Source organism: Maribacter caenipelagi, from assembly GCF_004364175.1.
Lineage (GTDB): Bacteria > Bacteroidota > Bacteroidia > Flavobacteriales > Flavobacteriaceae > Maribacter > Maribacter caenipelagi.
The window spans coordinates 1-18,297 of sequence record NZ_SNZW01000002.1 but is presented as its reverse complement, the minus strand read 5'-3'; the positions used below and the strand labels follow the sequence as shown (position 1 = coordinate 18,297).

Genomic DNA, 18,297 nt, shown 5'->3' with positions numbered 1-18,297 from the left:
AGCTCAAAGAATCTGTTTTTTGAATCTATGAGCGTGGAATAATAATGTCTCAAATTAAGGAAGAATTTGTTTGTTTTTTACCTCAGTTCTTTGTTGCCATACGTTTTTTTATTCCGTTTTATTTAATTCAGATGTTTTCACAACAATTGTATTTCCCCAAATATCTCCTAATCGTTGATTTTTATCTGTATTTTTTATTGTTATAATTCCGATTAGTCCAAAAAAGAACATATCGAAATGTCTTCCAATTTTTTAATCTTTTTCCTTTAATTATGAATGTTTGCATTTCGTTCTTAAATGTATGGCAACAATTAAGTATATAACATATGTTATATATACCTCCAATATAGAATATATAAAACATATGTTATATATATATCTTTTATATCACCAATTTATTTATCTATGAAAAAGGGAAAGAATAATTACTTGATCAAATTAATTTCGGCAATGCTTTTTATTCTATTTCGTTCTAAGAAAGCGTCAATAGTTTCAAAATGCTCTAGAACGCGTTGCTCTTTAAATTCAAACACTTTTTGCGATAAGCCTTGGAGAAAATCTCTATCGTGAGAAACTAGTATAAGTGTGCCGTCATACGTTGATAGGGCTTCTTTTAACACATCTTTAGACTTTAAGTCCAAATGATTTGTAGGTTCATCTAAGATTAGCAGATTCACTGGTTCCAGCAATAGTTTAACCATTGCCAAACGGGTTTTTTCTCCGCCAGAAAGCATGCTTACTTTTTTATCGATATCATCGCCGCTAAACATAAAACGACCTAATATATTTTTAATCTGATTACGTATATCGCCAAAAGCCACCTCATCTACCGTTTGAAAAATAGTAAGTTCGGGGTCTAGTAACGATGCTTGGTTTTGGGCAAAGTAACCAACCTTAACATTATGCCCTAATTGGCAAGTTCCTTCAATGGGAATATCACCTAAAATTGCTTTGATCATTGTCGATTTTCCTTCACCGTTTCTACCAACAAAAGATACTTTTTCGCCTCTTGCAATAGACATATTGGCATCTTTAAAAACAACATGGTCATCATAAGATTTAGACACATCTTTTACCGTAACCGGATAATCACCAGAGCGTGGCGCTGGCGGAAAACGTAATTTTAAAGAAGAAGTATCTATTTCATCTATCTCTATAATTTCTAATTTTTCTAACATTCGCTCTCGCGAGGTCACCTGATTTGTTTTTGAATATGTGCCTTTAAATCTTTCGATAAAAGCCATATTATCGGCAATAAATTTTTGCTGTTCTTGGTACGCTTTTATTTGATGAGACCTACGGTCTTCACGCAATTGTAGGTAATGGGAGTAGTTTGCTTTATAATCATATATACGCCCCATGGTTACTTCAATAGTGCGGTTGGTAATATTATCGATAAAGGCCCTATCGTGAGAGATGACCATTACGGCGTTGGCCTTATTCAATAAGAAATCTTCTAACCAAATAACCGATTCAATATCTATATGGTTCGTAGGCTCATCTAAAAGAATAAGATCGGGTTTTTGTAATAGAATTTTAGCCAATTCTATTCGCATACGCCAACCACCACTAAACTCATTCGTCTGCCGGGTGAAATCTTCTTGTTTAAAGCCTAATCCCTTTAATGCCTTTTCTACTTCTGCATCATAATTTACTTCGTCTAAGGCATAATATTTTTCACCAAGATCAGATACTTTTTCAATGATGTTCATATAGGCATCACTCTCATAGTCTGTTCTAGTTTCTAATTCTTTGTTCAGCTTATCCATTTCATCACGCATAGAAAATACGTGCTTAAAAGCTTTGGCAGCTTCTTCAAATACGGTACAATTATCTTCTGTAAGTAAATGCTGTGGTAAATATGCAATGACTGCATCTTTAGGAACTCTAACATTGCCACGGGTGCCTTTTTGCTCTCCGGCAATAATTTTCATCATGGTAGACTTTCCTGCACCGTTTTTACCCATAAGGGCTATTTTATCGGTTGGGTTTATGACGAAAGAAACATCACTAAAAAGGGTAGTACCACTGAATTCTACGGCCAAGTTATCTACTGAAATCATACTATATATTTAAAAATGCAAAACTAGTAATAAGTTGTGGTGCTTGTTACTAACTGCATTAAAAAGTTATAGCGTGGTGATCGGTATACCTTTTATTTAGATACTTGTCTTATTGCTTAACCAATTGTAAATTAAGAGTATAACTGCCAGTAAAAGAAGTAAGTGAACTAGTGCTCCCATTACCTTAAATACGATAAAGCCTAATACCCAACTAATTACCAATGCGGCGATTAAAATGTATATTATATTTTTCATGCTTACTTATTTACGGTCCAATTCATTATTTCATCGTGAATCTCTTGTTCAGATTTCTGCCTTCTTTTTGCAATAGTGCTTATTAGGGCTTCAACACTGTTTTGTTCTCCATTGCTATCAATATCTTGAGTTTCAGGAAAATTCGACAAATATTCATCTCTTACTGCCAACCACTGCTTTTCCAAATGTAAATCGTACTTAGCCGTTGCGACACCACCATTATTTACGGGTTCACCAATGGCTTCATTTAAATCTTCGTTTTGAGATATTCCTTTATTCTGAGGAACGTCGTTTTGAAGACCTCCTGTGGTTCTCGATTTGTCAATACTTTTATCTTCTGTAATCATCTGTATATTTTTAATTATTACTGCCAATAGCAAGGTAATAACACGAACAGAGATAGATTTGCTCTAATATTACATTAATTGACCGTATAAATTTAAGTCATTAAAAAGTTGATGAAATTGATGGAGAGGGTACTTGTTATATAAAGTCTTTTCTTGACTTTCAGCATTTTTGCAGCAGAGGTGTATCCACCTTCGGTGCCATCTACAAAATGGGAGTGACTGGTTTTTCTATCCAATACGTAACAAGACATTACCGAAGCGTGTGTTACATGAATGCCATATACAATTTTGTGTTCGCTCTCTAACTGATCTAGAAACGAAATAAAGGAATCTATTTTACTTTGTTCTGCGGTAAAAATGGTATTGATCATACCATCTAACATAAATGAATGCGATAATTGGCCAACTTGTTTTAGGTATTGTTTTCCGCTTATAGATAGGCTAAAGTACATACGCCCGATGTTGGTTTTGATCCAGTTCTTAATAAAGTAGAACCAATTCTTGTCTGCAAGGCTTACTCGCATTTCTTCCCAAATTTTATAAAGGCTTGCATCTAGTTTTAGACGTTCACTTTTTATGGGTTGTCTTTTGGTAAAGGTTCCGAAAACTGCATCCATCTTCATTAAAATTGCTCTGTAGATTTCTCTTTGAGATTCTTCAACGGTAGCCTCTAATAATAAACAAACGACCTTAGCTTGATTTTGCTTTGGGTTAACTTCTTCCCACCTGCATTCCATACCTTCTAAATTCAAGAGGTTTTTATTGAAGTGCGAAATGTTCGATACTACAAAATTCGATTTAATAATCTCTTCCGCTTTATGTAGCCCGTTGCCTAGTATTATAGGAATAGTTAAGCGTTCTGTAAGTTGGTGTTTTGCAATCTTAAGGCGACATTCTTTTGATATAAGATTTTTCACAGAAACATGACCTACTCTTAGTATTAAATTCGTTTTTCTCTTAATATGTACACTATAATTGTCTAGTACGGCAATGATCTTATCAAGTAAATTTTTAGGTAGTAAGAAGGTTGCCCCGTCACCACCAAAGAAATACGGAATCTCTATATTTTGCCTGAATTTACGAACAGTGTTCAATACCGAAATAATACTGCCTGTAGCGGTCAAATTTACTTGATGATGATTGCCATCTACTATCGCTTGGGTCGAGTTTTGAATATCTACGACCACCACATGCCAAGTATGTGGCACTTCTGTAAAGTCAGAATCCTTTTCTAGTATTGCTACCAGTGGTTTATTGAACTTTTTTAGCTCAGTATAGAATTTGGTATTTTTCATTCGCAAATTAGCAAGTCGTATTTTAACAGTGAAATTATAGGTTTATATAGTTTATAAAGAATATGGTTGCATAGTTATGATATTCGCTTGGCCAGCAGTTCTAAAAGAAAAGTTTCCCTTTCTATGGACATTCCCTTTTTAGCACTTTTAAGCATGGTTTTTTTATTATGGGCTATAGCTTCGTAAATATTGACCCATTTTGCGGTCATACCATTTTTAATTTCATAATGCTCCATTTTAGAAGTACCGAGTTCTGTATTGATTTCGCAGGTATAACAATAAGAAATCATGTGTTGAATGTCAAAGTCTGGTTTGTGCCAGGGTCTTTATTCCTCATATACACCAAAAGGTTTTATATTTCTCACCGCTAAAGCTCCGGTTTCTTCACTTAGTTCGCGAATCATACCTGCTATTTTATCTTCACCAGCATCTAAACCACCGCCTGGTAGACTATAATCTTCATAACGCTCTGTATATAGTAATAAAATAGAATGACCTTGTATAGCAATACTTCTTGTGGCCAGCCTAGTGAAAATAGTTTTATTATCTAAGTTTGTAGCGTCTGGATGATAGTGGGTTTTTAAATTCTGCATTTATGAAACATAATCAGTAGTAATGATTTTTAGATTGTTTTAGCCAAGTTGAAGTACCAAAAATACACAAACCATTTGTCAAAATATTGAGGGTGGAGTGTAGATGATTTTTATGGTTACTTAAATTCCCAATTGAGTTAAATTGCTATCCATGAGCAATCTATTTTTGTTCAGTAATCCCTTTAAACCAACTATACTTTTTGCGTAATTTTCTAATTGTAGTTATGTAGTATGGTATTAATTAGTTCTAATATTATTTTCTGCGTACTGGCTACCAAAATATAGAATTATAAACTAAATCATACAGCATTAGGGGCTTATTACAATTTCATCAATTTGCTAAACAAATACAACTACATGCGTTCACAAATCATTTTCTTTATCTTACTTTTCGGTTACTATACTATTTTTTCTCAAAATGCAGATGAGCTAAAATCGAGTTCAAAAAAGGAGATTTCTCATTCTTTCTATATTACATCTAATGTGGGCAATGTTACCTTAGAAGAGGCTAAGAAAATATTGAATGAAATTAACATGGCTTCAAAGAATGATAACGACGCAACTTTACTTCTAATTGGTAATGTGGTCAATGAAGATGGATTTTCTGCAAAAGAGAAGCATCAAGATGCAGCTAAAGCATATTTAAAACCTTTAATGCAACTTTGGGATGAATTTAATGGGAAGGTTATTTTAACACCTGGTCAAAATGAATGGCTAAAAGGAGCACCACAAAGTATTGATGATTTAGAATCTTTTTTACAAGACAATAGTAAAGCAAAATTTTGGCCCAACGATGGTTGCCCGCTAGAGCGCGAAACTATTAATGATGATGTCGTTTTAGAAATGGTCGATTCTCAGTGGTTTTTAGAAGATTGGGACAATCATCCTTATATCAATGAGAAATGCGAAATTAAGACTAGAGATCAATTTTTTGCAGAATTTAAAGATGACTTAAAAGACAGCCAAGGTAAAACAGTTATTGTAGCAGTGTATCAACCTGTAATGAGTAATACCAAGATTTCTATGGTAGACAAAATGGGCGGATTCACACAACAGTCTTATCAAAATAAAGATAATAGAAATTTACGTGGTCGTATGGAAACTATTGCAAGTCAATTTAACGATGTCATTTTCGTATCTGGTAAGGATCGTAATATACAGTATGTAGAAGATGATGGTATTCCTCAAATAATTAGTGGGGCAATTGGTAAAACCGAAAAGGCTAGGGCACCTAAAGAGGGGCATTTCGAATCTAATGCAAATGGGTATGCAAAATTAACCGTTTTTAAAGATGGTAGTACCGAAGTTGATTTAGTCGAAATTAAAAATGGCGCATCTAAAGTTGCTTTTACCCAAAAGATTAAAAGAGAACGCCTGTCTATTGATGATGTATCTTATCCTGAAAAGTCAACCGCAACATTCGCTAAGGCTACTATTTATTCAAAAGAGGAAACCGAGAAAACAGGTTTCTATAAATTGATGTGGGGCGACCATTATAGAAATCTTTATAGTAAAGAAATTGAAGCACCAATATTACAAATAGATGAGTTGCCCAATAATGTTAGGCCAATTTCTGAGGGTGGTGGTACGCAATCTAGATCTTTGAGACTTATTGATGATAATGAGAATGAATATACCTTACGTGCATTGCGTAAAAGTGCCGTACGTTTTCTTCAGACTAATGCTATAGATAATCATTACGTTGAAGATTATCTTGAAAATACCGTTGCGGAACGTTATTTGATGGATTTTTATACCACTGCGCACCCTTATGCACAATTTGCTATGAATGATTTGTCTGAAACACTTGATGTGCTTCATGCAAACCCAGAAATATTTTATGTACCCAAACAAAGGGGCTTGGGTATTTACAATGAGGATTATGGCGATGCACTATTTATGTTAGAGGAGCATGCTGGCGATGAGAACAAAAACTTTGAAACCTTTGGTGCCCCAGATGATATTATTAGTACTAAAGACCTTCGTTTTCAGTTGAGGGGATCTAAAGATTCATTTGTAGATGAGCCAAGTTTTATTCGTGCACGATTATTCGATATGCTTGTCGGTAACTGGGATCGCCATCAAGACCAATGGCGTTGGGCAGAATTTGAAACAGAAGACGGTAAAAAGAGATACGAAGCAATACCACGCGATTGGGATCAAGCTTTCCCAAAATATGACGGAACCATTATTGGAATGCTAAAATTTACATTTCCGCTGCTTCGTAAAATGGAAACTTATGATGCCGATGTAAAGAATGTAAAATGGTTTAATCTTTCTGGTTATCCGATGGATAAAACTTTTATAAAAACTGCTAAGTGGAATGATTGGAAGAAGCAAGTAGATTTTATTCAAGAACATTTAACTGATGCAGAAATTGACGCCGCTTTTAAAACTTTACCTAAAGCTGCTCAAGATAGTAGTATTGATGAAATAAAAAAGAGCTTAAAATCTCGAAGAGATGGCTTACAAAGTATAGCTAAATCATACTATGACTATTTGAATAATTTTGAGGTGGTCATTGGTACAGAAGACGATGATGATTTCTTGATAACTAGAAAACCGAACGGGGAAACAGATATATCAATTTCTAAAGACACCGTTATTTTCCATAATTCGTATAACGCAGACCAAACTAAAGAAATTTGGGTATATGGGTTAGATGGCAAAGATACGTTTACCGTTGTTGGGGATGGAAAAGATTTCATAGATATTAAAATTATAGGAGGTAAGAAAAACGATACCTACGACTTTAAAACTACAAAAAGAGTGAAGCTCTATGACTTTAAGAGTAAGAACAATACCATTGTTAACGCTAACTCTAAAAAATGGCTTACCGATTCTTATGACATCAATACGTATGACTATCAGAAAAGAAAATATAACGAAAATATAATTTTCCCAAGTGTAGGTTTTGATGGTGATACAGGATTTAGAATAGGACTAAAAGACCGTTTTACTACCTATGGTTTGTCTAATAATCCATTTAAGTCTCAACATACTATCGGTGCTGAATATTTCTTCGCAACAAGTGGATTTTCAATAGATTATAATGCCGAATTTGCGCATATTTTCTATAACTGGAATTTCGGGTTCGATGCACGATATGGAAGTCCTAATTTTACAATGAATTATTTCGGTGAAGGCAATGAATCAACATATGATTCAGACTTAGATCGCGATTTTAATAGAGTACGTATAAGACAATGGAAGTTTTCACCTTACCTGGTTCACAAGAGCAAAAGTAGTAGTTATTATTTAAGATCTGCATTAGAATCTTTTGATGTGTCTAATGACGATGAACGTTTGGTTGGTCAAGCTTTCGCGGCAGATAACGATGTGTTTGAGCAGCAGTTATATTTATCTGGTGAAGTAGTGTATGGTTATAAAAATCAGAATAATCCGGCTTTTCCTAGTCGTGCTATGTCGGCTGATATAGCTGCAGGATATAAATCTAGTATTAATGGTTTTGATAACAGTTTTGCTTATATAAAACCCTCTGTAGCTTTGACTTACCCTTTACACCCAAGTGGTATTGCGGTAATCGCTACTAAATTAGCCGGAGAAACACTAATAGGTGATACCTATGAATTCTACCATGGTGCCGTAATAGGTGGTAACAATAGTTTGCGAGCTTACAGAAATGAACGATTTAACGGTAAATCTTCATTTTATCAAAGTACAGATCTTAGGATCGGTATTACACGATTTAAAACAAATTTTATACCGATTCAAATGGGTGTAAGTGCCGGTTTCGATTATGGTCGTGTATGGTCAGATAATGATAATTCTTCTAAATGGCATAATGATTTTGGTGGTTCTGTCTGGATATCGGGCTTTAGCGCCTTAACAGGAAATCTAGGTCTCTATCATGGTGATGACGGCAATAGGCTGGTTTTTAGTTTAGGTTTTAATTTTTAGATTTTTTTTACACTTGATGGTATGATTACGTAGTATTATTGATTTTTAAAGTGACGCTTAGTATGATGAAGCATAAGTGATATCTTTTAATACTTTTCTTAGAAAATAATTAGCAATAGTTTTGTAAGATAAATTCTAAGCGACCATTTAACGCGTAATAAGTATCACTTTTCATGAAAATGACATTAAACCTTACTAAGTTAATTTGTTGTATTACTATATGTTTTCTGGGTACTTCTGTAAAGGGTCAATTGGTAAATATTGAATCTAAACGTATGCATACCGATTCTTTGAGGTTTGTTTTAAATAGCGATTTACTTTTCAATTATACCGATAACAATGGCGAATATATACTTCAAGTAAGTTCTAATGTTACAACTCAGTTTAAATCTAAAAATCTAAATAGTATTTATTTCTTTATCGGTAATGTAAATCTAATACGGTCTAAAGATGAAGATTTTCAGAATTCATATTTTTTACATGCCAGGTTTAATCAAAAATTGACAGAAATAATTCGATTTGAATCTTTTATTCAAAATCAGAATAATCAAAAATTAACGATTTCTGAAAGAAATTTATTAGGTGCTGGTTTACGTTTAAAGTTGTTCTCTAAAAATGGCTCTCTCGCTTATTTTGGTAACTCTTATATTTATGAAATTGAATCTGTAGACGACTCTGACCAAAAGTTTTACAATCATAGAAATAGCAGCTATATCTCATTGAATCAGAATTTCAAAAAATATAATTTAGATATAACCGGTACATTTTACTTTCAGCCATTATATCGAAACATAAGTAATCATAGAATTCTTAGTCAGTTTAAAGCAGAAATGCCATTAACAAAAAGAATTAGCTTTTCTGCACTCTATAATTACGCTGTAATCAATTTTAATTCTGAATTAGAAGATAATAAGTCATCTAATGTAAGTTTTGGATTTACATTAAATTTATAATTTTCCTCTCAAAACTTGAAATGCCTATATTCAGGCGTTTTAGAGATGCTATATTAATAAATCGTGTTCAAAAACATGTATAGTTTTGTGTTCACTTATGATTATTAAATTTTGGTATAATTTACCAAAGTAATTTAATTATACTTAAATTCAAACTCAATTGAAATATCAAAAGTTAAGATTTTTTATTTTCCATGGATTTTTAAATACATAGCTTGAAATGATTTTGGCAGTATGATATGAATGCTTTTTCGGGTATAGCATATCTTTCAAATCTTCTAGATTCGATACCGATTGAGTAATATCAAGAAAACCGAAGCCTTGATAAACTCCGTGCAGAACTAAAACAAAACCTCGTTCTTCTTTGGTACGTCCTTTTTCAAAAATTACATAATTGTCATTTTCATTGTTGAGGAAGCCTAAAGCATTTTCAACTTTATGATTATATAGTCCGATTTCTTCTACTCCGGTGCAGACACCATCACATTCATTATATTCGCCATGGGTACATCTTCCTAACTTGCTTTTTAATCCTGTTTGTAACGGGCAGAGTTTAAACTTTTCTGTGAGTTCGATCAACCGCTTAATAGCATCCCCTCTTTTTAAGAATATTTCAGTGGGGGAGTGCTCAAAAGGTCGTCTTTCAATCTTCAGTTGCAGTATGCCCTTTCTATTTTTTTGAGGTACGATGTGGTAGGTAACATAACTTTTCTTTTGTATATAATTATATGGTGGGTCTAATTTATTTATTAGGTCGGCTTCTCTTAACAAAGCTAAGAGCTCACTTCCTGTTGTTTCGAAATCTATATGGTAAGTTGCATCACACAGTGTTATTTCTTTCTCGCTGGAGTTATAGAAATGGCTAAGTACTCTTTTTTTAATATCCTTAGCCTTGCCAACATATAATACCTCACCTTTTTCATCTTGAAACTTATAAATTCCTGGTGTACTTGGTAAAGCGTTTAGTTTTTGATATTCAATATTTTTGGGATCTATATTTTGCTTTTCAGTTTTAGGAGCTAAAAATTTGGAAACTATATCTTCATCATCAAGCTTAATCAATCTTTGCAGTAGTATGCCTATAGTGTTGCTATTGTCTTCCAAGTCATTAGTATGTGTAAAAGGAATATTCAGTACGCTACTTAAATATGGCAGTTCATAATTGGTCAAGTTCGGAATCAATTTTTTTGCCAATCGAATGGGACACAGCTGGGGAGTTTTAAATGAGTATCCTATATACTTAAATTCTGATTGTAGGGCATAATGCAGAAATGTGGCATTATGGCCTACTAATATATGACCGTCAAGCTCTTCTATTATAGTATTGGCAATTTCTGAAAAGGTAGGTGACTTTAATAGAATAGTGTCCGTCAATCCTGTTTTTTGCTGTATGTAATGTGGAATACGTTCTTCAGGATTTATGTCAATACAAAATACAGGTGCAAAATACCCTCCTTCAAGCTTACTAATCGTTAATTGAACTATTCTTAAAGGATTAGGCTTATAACCGAATGTGGTCATTGAAATAATGGCAAATTTTCTTTCTTGCATTTTTCAACAATTAGCTAAAGTCCATTCCAGAAGACAGGTCCATATTATTTGGCTCTGAGGCATCCTTTACAGGCTTAAAATCGTAACCAATAGTTATTTGATTTACCAATCCGTCAGGTATGGCAGTTAAAAAATATGTTTCAGCATCATCTGTTTGCTGTCCCGAATTTGTGGAAATAGATTTACCATGAATTGCCGATATGGAAGCAGTATTTCTGGTAATAATCAATCTGTTCTTTGCCCGTGTCAGTGCAACATACAATACTCTACGGTCTTCTTCGATAGCATCAACATCATCTAGTGACCAAGCAGAAGGAAATGCCTTTGGCGATACATTTAAAACAATACAAACATCGGCTTCCAAGCCTTTTGCTGAATGGATGGTTGAAATAACAACATGATCCTTTTCTTCGTCGGTCTCTAGTTTCGATTCACTTAGAACTGGTGCACCGTTCATCTTTTCGGCATTATCTAACAGCCCTTCACCAATAAATTCGCCTAAGCTTGAATAACTATTTGCCAAAAGTTTTAATACGGGGAAATCTCCTTTGCGTTTTTCGATCCAATCTTTTCTGTACCTAAATGCCAAACCTAATGACATGGCATCATAGGCAATGTCTACCATTTTGCCAACTTTGCCTTTTTCTTTTTGAACGGAATAATAGAGTTCTGAAATTTTGATTCCGTCCTTTCCTGGTATTGCACTTTGCAATAGAGTAGGGATGTCGGTTTTACCCTCATCTTCAATTATAACCGCCATTATTCTAGAAGCTCTCACTTCACCGATGCCTTCCCAAAAAGTCAGGAATCTTACCCACGCGATTTCATCATACGGGTTATTGACAATTCTAAGTAACGACACTAAATCTTTAATGTGCGCGGCTTGTAAAAATTTACGTCCGCCATAGGTAACGTAGGGTATTTTTCTTCTAATGAATACTGCCTGTAGTGTTTTAGTGTAATATTGAGAACGAGATAATATAAGGTGGTCGGCAAATCTACGGTCCTCGTCAGTATAATTTTTTAAAATCTCATCGGCTACCCAATTTGCTTCTTGCCATTCATCACTTACATTTAATAGTACAGGTATTTCTCCGCTTCCTCGTACAGACTGTAATTGTTTTTTATAATCTATGGGCGACTTGTCTAACAACCAATTTGAAATATCTAAAATCTCTTGTGTAGAGCGGTAATTTTTTTCAAGCTTATAAACTTCAGAATTCGGCACACGTTTTTTAAATTGATGCACATTTCTAAAATCTGCCCCCCTAAAAGAATAAATGGATTGCGCATCGTCACCAACGCAGAACAAGCTGCAGATATCAATAAATGGCGAAAGTAGCTCCCATTGCAATGGGTTGGTATCTTGCATTTCATCAACAAGTAAATAATCAAGATCTTGAGATAATAGCTTTCTAGCTTCAGGGTTAGTTTTTAATTGAGTCGATATCACTAAAAGCAGATCATCATAATCTAGATAACGCTGCTCCATCTTTTTCTTTTGATATGCCCTGAGTAGTATTTCGACATTAGGCTTCATGGCAGTTATCTCATATTCAGTATCCTTATCTTCTTTACCTTTATAAATTAGGGTGCGTATAGATTCGGTTAAATTCTTTTTAGTGTTTCTGGCATAAGAATAGACATCCAATAGCTGCTGTGGTTTTATACGAAGCTTTCCATAAACATCGCTATGGCTACCAGAAACCATTTTCATTAAACCCAATTGGTCATCTGGGTCAATAACCGTAAAGTTGGCAGCACCAAAAAGATTGGGGTATTTTATGATCAATTGATTGCACCAAGAGTGAAACGTAGCACCGTTCAAAGAACGCCCACTAGTTTGTGGTAGACTAGCTTTTACACGTTCTACTATTTCATTGGCGGCCTTCTTGGTAAACGTTAGTATTTGAATTTTTGACGGGTTTGCACCGTTCTCTATCAAATATGCTGCCCTAGCTATAATTGTTCTAGTTTTACCTGTACCGGCACCTGCAAGCACAAGCAGATGCTTACCGGCAAATTCAACCGCTTTTAATTGTTGTTTATTTAGCTCTTCTTTTAAGTGCATTTATATGTTGCAATAGATTTTAAGGTTAGACTAAAAATGCCTAACGTAAGTTTTATTCGACTTTGATAACATCGGTTGATGTCATTAAAATCGAATGGTTCAATAAAAGGTGATGGAGGTTGATTGTAGCAGTGAAATTAATGAAATATATTAAATTATTTGGCTGTAACGTACTGACTCATTGTTTCATTGGTAAGTAAACCGTAAATGACGCACCCTTGTTCAAATTGCCGTTCGCTATGATAAATCCATTATGATTTTCGGTGATTCTTCTGGCGATCGTTAACCCTATACCTGTAGATTTGTAATCTTTTTCTTTATCTAGACGATTAAACATACCAAATATTTTTTCATTGTATCTTGGGTCAAACCCTGTGCCATTATCGGTAAATGTCAATGCACAATAGGTAGTGCTAGCTTCAAGTTTTTCATTTGTTAGATCAATGCCTTTTTCAATTCTACTAGAAATCGATATTTCTAAATCACAATTATTAGATCTAAAAGTTATTGAATTTATAATTAGATTGTAGAAAAGTTGTTCAATCTGATCGGGCATTATTGGTACGGTAGGCAATTTCTCTACAACAATTTTACCATTACATTCAGAAAATTCTTTTAATAGTCTTTTACGAATATTCTCTATTATGCTATTTAAATTTGTGGCGACAAATTCTTGTGAAGATTTTTTGTATTCTGAAAAAACTAAAAGATCATTAAGAATATTTCTCATACGCTGAGATTCATTTTTAATACCATCTAAGTATTTTTTGATTTCAGTAGTAAGACCATCATTATTTTTTTCTTGAATTACACTAGAGAACATTTGTATTTTTCTTAATGGTTCTTGAATATCATGACTAGATACAAAATCAAAAGATTCCAGTTGAAAATTTTTCTTTTTGATTTCCAAATCCTTTAATCTTAATTTTTCTATAGCATCTAAATGGAAGGAAATTAATTCTGCATAAGAAGTGAACATACCTATAACCTTAGAGTTATTAAGCTTGTTCGGTGTAGGGTCTAATGCGCATAGAGTTCCGAAAAAAGTGCCGTCTTGTAAAATTATAGGAACAGAAATATAACTTTGAAACCCATATTGTATAGGAATAGGGTTATTAAAAAATTGTTTGTCTTGATCCACATGATCAATTACAACTAATGTATTCGTACTTCTAACATCGCGGCAAAATGTTGCTTTTATATCAAGTTCATCACCCGGTGCTAAACCAAATTGTAAATTGTCTCTACTAGCGCATGTAATCCATTTGTCCGATGTAACCCTAGCAACTACTGCAAACCCTAAACCTGTAGATTGTACTATTACATCTAATATGGTTGGTAATATTATAATTGACTGTACATCTTGAATAGTTTGATTGAAATTTTCGATCATTATATATATTGATGATGATTTTATATAAGATTAATAGTGTTGCTCTTAATTCAAGTGATATAAAGCTACGTTAAATTATTCATTCAAACCAGTTAAGGAATCACCCATGTCAAAGTTTTCTTTAAAATATTTTAAATAGATTACCTTCTTGATTTAATCTCTTTAAGAAATCTTTTAATATAAATTATTTGGGAGATAATTTACTGTTTAATTCATCCTAGTAAATTGAAGCAGAAAAAGGTGCTTTTTCAATTGACCTTACCGATTGTATAGAAGCAATGGTATGCTCTACAAGGTTCTTTAGATAGTCCAAATAAATTTTGCCATTTCTTTTATTAATTGTACGCTCAAAGGTGGTTAGGCTAAGCAGGCGTTCTTGTACTAACTGACATAATAATTTCATAAAATTCCTCAATTCTTCATAATTATATTAAGTTTTTGAATCTCTTCAAAAGATTTAAAGGGGTTACTTCTAGTTTTGGGCAACTACCTCATCTCGAGATGATTTTTTAAATATAAACGACATTGTTAATAATATTTTCAAAATTACATCAAATAATTTGGAATATATCCTGAAATTTGGAAAATGTCCAAAACTGTATTTAGAAATTACGATATTAAGTGTATAAAGGCTCTTCTTAAAGAAATAGGAAAAGAACGCTATGAGCATGCATTAAAAGATTTGGATCTTCATAAACAAAAGCCCATTTCAATGAACGGCTTCTTCGTGGAATATGAAACGGATACCCATGATGTTTATCTATACTATAAATATCCGTCTCGGGTAATATTCAAAATAATGCCGGTTTTAGGTTTTTGGAATGTACCACATGAACACTGGGTAAGAGAAAGAAAAAAATAATGATTTAATCGTTAATTTATGACTGAAATTGATAGCCGTTTAATAAAAAAATCTGATAATGACCATAGGGTCAAAAGTCCAACGCAAACTGGTTTTTCAAGTCCGGCAACGCATTATAGTGAACCTCGAATCGATTTAAACGATGTACTGGTGTACAATTCATCTTCAACTTTTTTTATAAGGGTAGTAGATGATGAATTCAATGAATTCGGTGCTTTTGCGAACGATGTTTTAATTGTCGACAAATCATTGACACCGAAATTAAATCAACTCGTATTAGCTGCAGTAGACGATAGTTTTAAAATTGTTCGAATAGATAAGACCAATAACGCTGAACTAAATATTTGGGGGGTACTAACCTTTATTATAAAATCTGTACTATGATAGCGTTGATAGATTGTAATAGTTTTTATGCTTCATGCGAACAGGTCTTTAGACCAGATTTGATCAACAAGCCTGTAGTTGTTTTAAGCAATAATGACGGATGTATTATTGCAGCAAATAAGGAGGCAAAAGCATTGACGGACATTCCTATGTTTCAGCCCATATTTAAGATCAAGAAGTTATTGGACGATAATGATGTCACCTATTTTTCATCCAATTATACTTTGTATAGTGATATGTCTAGAAGAGTCATGGATACTTTAATGACATTTTCACCGAGAGTAGAAGAATATAGTATAGACGAAAGTTGGGTTGATTTAGGGTGTATTAAGGTTGGTGATTATAATGCAATTGCACATACGATTAAAGATACGGTACATAAAAATACGGGTATACCCGTAGGAGTGGGTATCGCTAAGACAAAATCGTTATCTAAGTTGGCAAATAAATTTGCTAAGAAAATCTTGAAAAATAATAACGTTTATGTGGTAGATAGTGAACAAAAAAGACAATATTTATTACGCAATCTTCAAGTGAAGGATATCTGGGGAATAGGTAAGAAGCATGCCATACGACTACAAAACAATAATATACATACTGCTTTAGATTTTGCCAACATGCCAGTTGCATGGGTAAGAAAAGAAATGACCGTTATCGGTGAGCGTTTATGGCGAGAATTGAATAATGTACCTTGTTTAGAACTGGAGACCGAAGCAAATGCAAAAAAAGGAATAGGAACAGCGAAATCATTCGGATTTAAGCTCTCTGACTACTCCCTTATAGAGGAAGCCTGTAGTTATTATGTAGCCGAAGTTGCAGATTTGTTAAGACAGCAAAAAAGTTTAGCTGCGCAACTAGAAATCTCATTGCAGACCAATCAACACAGTGCTATCGATAAGCAGTATAGAAACAGTATCAGTATAAATCTAGACACACCGACCGATAGCACCATCAAATTAACGAAAGAAGCTTTGAAAGGTTTGCAACAGATATTTAAACCTGGGTATCGTTATAAAAAAGTAGGTGTAAACCTAACTCAATTAGTTCACCGAAACGAGGTACAAACAAACCTGTTCGATGATTCTCATAAGAGTGAGAGTGATGTTATTACCAATCTAATCGATGATTTAAATGGTAAGTACGGCAAGAACAAGATTAAGGTCGCTACGGTCGGCAATCGCAGCAAAGAATGGGCACTGATAAAAGAACATCGAAGTCCTCGGTTTACTACTCAATGGGGCGAATTGATGACTATTGGGGATATTAAAATAAAATGATCTAACTGTTTTTTGGCACAGGACCTATGATCCGTTATGGGAAATCTGTTAGGATTTTTCACTATTCAAATCAAGCTTGTTAAAAGTAGGTAATTCTCTTTTTGCTAGGAGGGTAGCACTGAATTAAAGGTATCCCAAGTTAGTATTCTGTTATCTTTTATAGTTTATAATAGTACAAAAAAGTAGAGTATGGTTCTTATAGGTTTAGGAACTTCAGATTCCGTTAACAAAGAAAATCCCAGCACTTTTACTATTCAAATACGATCAGTTCATTAGGTCATAGGAACCTGTTTCTAGAATGATGTATAGCCTTAGTGTTTGTTCTTTAAAAATTTAAGACTATAAATAAAAGTACGATTTTAGTTGGGATAGATATCTCTAAAGATTTTTTCGATGTTTATAATTCTGAAAGTGGTCATTTCCAATACGGTAATGACGAAAAAGGTTTCAAGTTGTTCCAAAAGAACATAACTGCCTATCATTGATGTGTAATGGAAGCTACGGGATGTTACCATCAACAACTTGCCATTAATTTGTACGATAATGGTTTACGTGTTTCTGTGATAAATCCCTTGATTATCTAGCGTTTTATACAGATGAAACTAAATCAGGTAAAAACTGATAAGAGCGATGTCAAGATGATATGTCGCTATGGTGAAGAACAAGCTTTGAATCTATAGTCACAGCAACCTGGTTACATTGTAGAGAGCAAGACCCTTCAAGGAGTTGTCCGCCTTTATTTTAAGCAACATACGGCTTAAAAGAACACACTTCACGCAATGTCTACAAGTAAACGGGGCAAGGGTAAGCTAATGCTTTCCATTGTACATCGATTGAAGAGTTTGGATAATGAAAGAAAGTTACTGGAAACGGAGATTGAAAAGTTGATACGTACGAATGAACAAGAGCTTTATACAAGACTGAACACTATACCGGATGTTGGTAGAAAAACGGCTCTGCTTTTGATTGTTTCCACGAACGGTTTATGGGATTTTGAAAGTTCACGGCAGTTGTCTTCCTATTTCGGTCTCGCACCGAACGAGCGAAGTTCGGGCAGTAGTATACGCGGAAAGTCTCGAAGAAGTAAATGGGAGATCACTTAGTGAGGAACCAACTTTTTCTTTGCAGTTTTATGGCTTGTGTCCATAACCCTAAATGCAAAGCATTATAGGACAGAATAGTTTTAAAAGTGAAGAGTAAAAAATCGGCTTTGATCGCAGTCTGTAATAAGTTAAATATGTTCGTTAATATACATGGTTTACAAAAGTTATAGATTATGGTTTACACTAAATTAGTTTCTAACCTCACTGATTGTTCTTTTTTTCTAAATAC

At 33.8% G+C, this 18,297-nt stretch carries 16 protein-coding genes; 6 read left to right on the top strand and 10 right to left on the bottom strand.

All coding sequences use genetic code 11. The features are described 5' to 3' along the window. Positions 1-425: 425 nt before the first annotated feature. The 6 genes from DFQ03_RS00795 to DFQ03_RS18960 form a co-directional block, all read right to left on the bottom strand. The gene (locus DFQ03_RS00795; protein ID WP_133671142.1) at positions 426-2,063 is read right to left on the bottom strand and encodes an ABC-F family ATP-binding cassette domain-containing protein; all 1,638 of its coding nucleotides are present in this window, start codon (positions 2,061-2,063) and stop codon (positions 426-428) included. Between the two features lie 96 nt (positions 2,064-2,159). Continuing rightward, positions 2,160-2,318: a lmo0937 family membrane protein gene (locus DFQ03_RS00790; protein ID WP_133671141.1), complete on the bottom strand. Its 159-nt coding sequence runs from the start codon at positions 2,316-2,318 to the stop codon at positions 2,160-2,162. A gap of 2 nt (positions 2,319-2,320) precedes the next feature. After that, positions 2,321-2,665, bottom strand: a complete 345-nt coding sequence (locus DFQ03_RS00785; protein ID WP_133671140.1) for a hypothetical protein — start codon at positions 2,663-2,665, stop codon at positions 2,321-2,323. Between the two features lie 92 nt (positions 2,666-2,757). Continuing rightward, a complete protein-coding gene (locus DFQ03_RS00780; RefSeq protein WP_133671139.1) occupies positions 2,758-3,960 on the bottom strand; it encodes a DUF3095 family protein in 1,203 nt (400 codons plus the stop codon). 74 nt (positions 3,961-4,034) lie between these two features. Beyond that, entirely contained in the window at positions 4,035-4,250 is a 216-nt protein-coding gene (locus tag DFQ03_RS18965; protein WP_243834383.1) for a hypothetical protein, read from the bottom strand. A 36-nt stretch (positions 4,251-4,286) separates the two neighbouring features. Then, positions 4,287-4,553, bottom strand: coding sequence for an NUDIX hydrolase (locus DFQ03_RS18960; protein ID WP_243834382.1), 267 nt, complete (start codon positions 4,551-4,553; stop codon positions 4,287-4,289). Positions 4,554-4,910: 357 nt separating this feature from the next. On the opposite strand from DFQ03_RS18960, the gene DFQ03_RS00770 reads away from it, so the two are divergent. After that, positions 4,911-8,474, top strand: coding sequence for a BamA/TamA family outer membrane protein (locus DFQ03_RS00770; RefSeq protein ID WP_133671138.1), 3,564 nt, complete (start codon positions 4,911-4,913; stop codon positions 8,472-8,474). 173 nt (positions 8,475-8,647) lie between these two features. Beyond that, the gene (locus DFQ03_RS00765) at positions 8,648-9,427 is read left to right on the top strand and encodes a DUF481 domain-containing protein (protein WP_133671137.1); all 780 of its coding nucleotides are present in this window, start codon (positions 8,648-8,650) and stop codon (positions 9,425-9,427) included. A gap of 168 nt (positions 9,428-9,595) precedes the next feature. On the opposite strand, the gene DFQ03_RS00760 is transcribed toward DFQ03_RS00765, so the two are convergent. From DFQ03_RS00760 to ligD, 4 genes are all read right to left on the bottom strand, one after another. Further along, positions 9,596-10,978 carry an exonuclease domain-containing protein gene (locus DFQ03_RS00760; protein WP_133671136.1) on the bottom strand — a complete coding sequence of 461 codons (1,383 nt, stop codon included), beginning with the start codon at positions 10,976-10,978 and terminating at the stop codon, positions 9,596-9,598. A gap of 10 nt (positions 10,979-10,988) precedes the next feature. Beyond that, a complete protein-coding gene (locus DFQ03_RS00755) occupies positions 10,989-13,049 on the bottom strand; it encodes an ATP-dependent helicase (protein WP_133671135.1) in 2,061 nt (686 codons plus the stop codon). 178 nt (positions 13,050-13,227) lie between these two features. Next, positions 13,228-14,442 (bottom strand): sensor histidine kinase, encoded by a 1,215-nt coding sequence (locus DFQ03_RS00750; RefSeq protein WP_133671134.1) that lies wholly within the window; start codon positions 14,440-14,442, stop codon positions 13,228-13,230. A 217-nt stretch (positions 14,443-14,659) separates the two neighbouring features. Further along, positions 14,660-14,857 carry a non-homologous end-joining DNA ligase LigD gene (gene ligD, locus DFQ03_RS00745; RefSeq protein ID WP_394346246.1) on the bottom strand — a complete coding sequence of 66 codons (198 nt, stop codon included), beginning with the start codon at positions 14,855-14,857 and terminating at the stop codon, positions 14,660-14,662. 171 nt (positions 14,858-15,028) lie between these two features. Here ligD and DFQ03_RS00740 point away from each other — a divergent pair, with 171 nt between their 5' ends. From DFQ03_RS00740 to DFQ03_RS19220, 4 genes are all read left to right on the top strand, one after another. Beyond that, positions 15,029-15,304: a hypothetical protein gene (locus DFQ03_RS00740; protein WP_133671132.1), complete on the top strand. Its 276-nt coding sequence runs from the start codon at positions 15,029-15,031 to the stop codon at positions 15,302-15,304. Positions 15,305-15,322: 18 nt separating this feature from the next. Then, a complete protein-coding gene (locus DFQ03_RS00735; protein WP_133671131.1) occupies positions 15,323-15,688 on the top strand; it encodes a S24 family peptidase in 366 nt (121 codons plus the stop codon). Continuing rightward, on the top strand, positions 15,685-16,965 hold the full coding sequence (locus DFQ03_RS00730; RefSeq protein ID WP_133671130.1) for a Y-family DNA polymerase: 1,281 nt from the start codon (positions 15,685-15,687) through the stop codon (positions 16,963-16,965). Before DFQ03_RS00735 ends, DFQ03_RS00730 begins: the two co-directional genes overlap by 4 nt. Positions 16,966-17,744: 779 nt before the next feature. Further along, positions 17,745-18,068: a transposase gene (locus tag DFQ03_RS19220; protein ID WP_133671129.1), complete on the top strand. Its 324-nt coding sequence runs from the start codon at positions 17,745-17,747 to the stop codon at positions 18,066-18,068. Positions 18,069-18,297: the final 229 nt, after the last annotated feature.

Excerpts from the sequence above, each read along its gene's own strand:
- DFQ03_RS00795 (WP_133671142.1), bottom strand. The coding sequence starts at position 2,063 with ATGATTTCAGTAGATAACTTGGCCGTAGAATTCAGTGGTACTACCCTT.
- DFQ03_RS00790 (WP_133671141.1), bottom strand. The coding sequence starts at position 2,318 with ATGAAAAATATAATATACATTTTAATCGCCGCATTGGTAATTAGTTGG.
- DFQ03_RS00785 (WP_133671140.1), bottom strand. The coding sequence starts at position 2,665 with ATGATTACAGAAGATAAAAGTATTGACAAATCGAGAACCACAGGAGGT.
- DFQ03_RS00780 (WP_133671139.1), bottom strand. The coding sequence starts at position 3,960 with ATGAAAAATACCAAATTCTATACTGAGCTAAAAAAGTTCAATAAACCA.
- DFQ03_RS18965 (WP_243834383.1), bottom strand. The coding sequence starts at position 4,250 with ATGATTTCTTATTGTTATACCTGCGAAATCAATACAGAACTCGGTACT.
- DFQ03_RS18960 (WP_243834382.1), bottom strand. The coding sequence starts at position 4,553 with ATGCAGAATTTAAAAACCCACTATCATCCAGACGCTACAAACTTAGAT.
- DFQ03_RS00770 (WP_133671138.1), top strand. The coding sequence starts at position 4,911 with ATGCGTTCACAAATCATTTTCTTTATCTTACTTTTCGGTTACTATACT.
- DFQ03_RS00765 (WP_133671137.1), top strand. The coding sequence starts at position 8,648 with ATGAAAATGACATTAAACCTTACTAAGTTAATTTGTTGTATTACTATA.
- DFQ03_RS00760 (WP_133671136.1), bottom strand. The coding sequence starts at position 10,978 with ATGCAAGAAAGAAAATTTGCCATTATTTCAATGACCACATTCGGTTAT.
- DFQ03_RS00755 (WP_133671135.1), bottom strand. The coding sequence starts at position 13,049 with ATGCACTTAAAAGAAGAGCTAAATAAACAACAATTAAAAGCGGTTGAA.
- DFQ03_RS00750 (WP_133671134.1), bottom strand. The coding sequence starts at position 14,442 with ATGATCGAAAATTTCAATCAAACTATTCAAGATGTACAGTCAATTATA.
- DFQ03_RS00740 (WP_133671132.1), top strand. The coding sequence starts at position 15,029 with ATGTCCAAAACTGTATTTAGAAATTACGATATTAAGTGTATAAAGGCT.
- DFQ03_RS00735 (WP_133671131.1), top strand. The coding sequence starts at position 15,323 with ATGACTGAAATTGATAGCCGTTTAATAAAAAAATCTGATAATGACCAT.
- DFQ03_RS00730 (WP_133671130.1), top strand. The coding sequence starts at position 15,685 with ATGATAGCGTTGATAGATTGTAATAGTTTTTATGCTTCATGCGAACAG.
- DFQ03_RS19220 (WP_133671129.1), top strand. The coding sequence starts at position 17,745 with ATGTCTACAAGTAAACGGGGCAAGGGTAAGCTAATGCTTTCCATTGTA.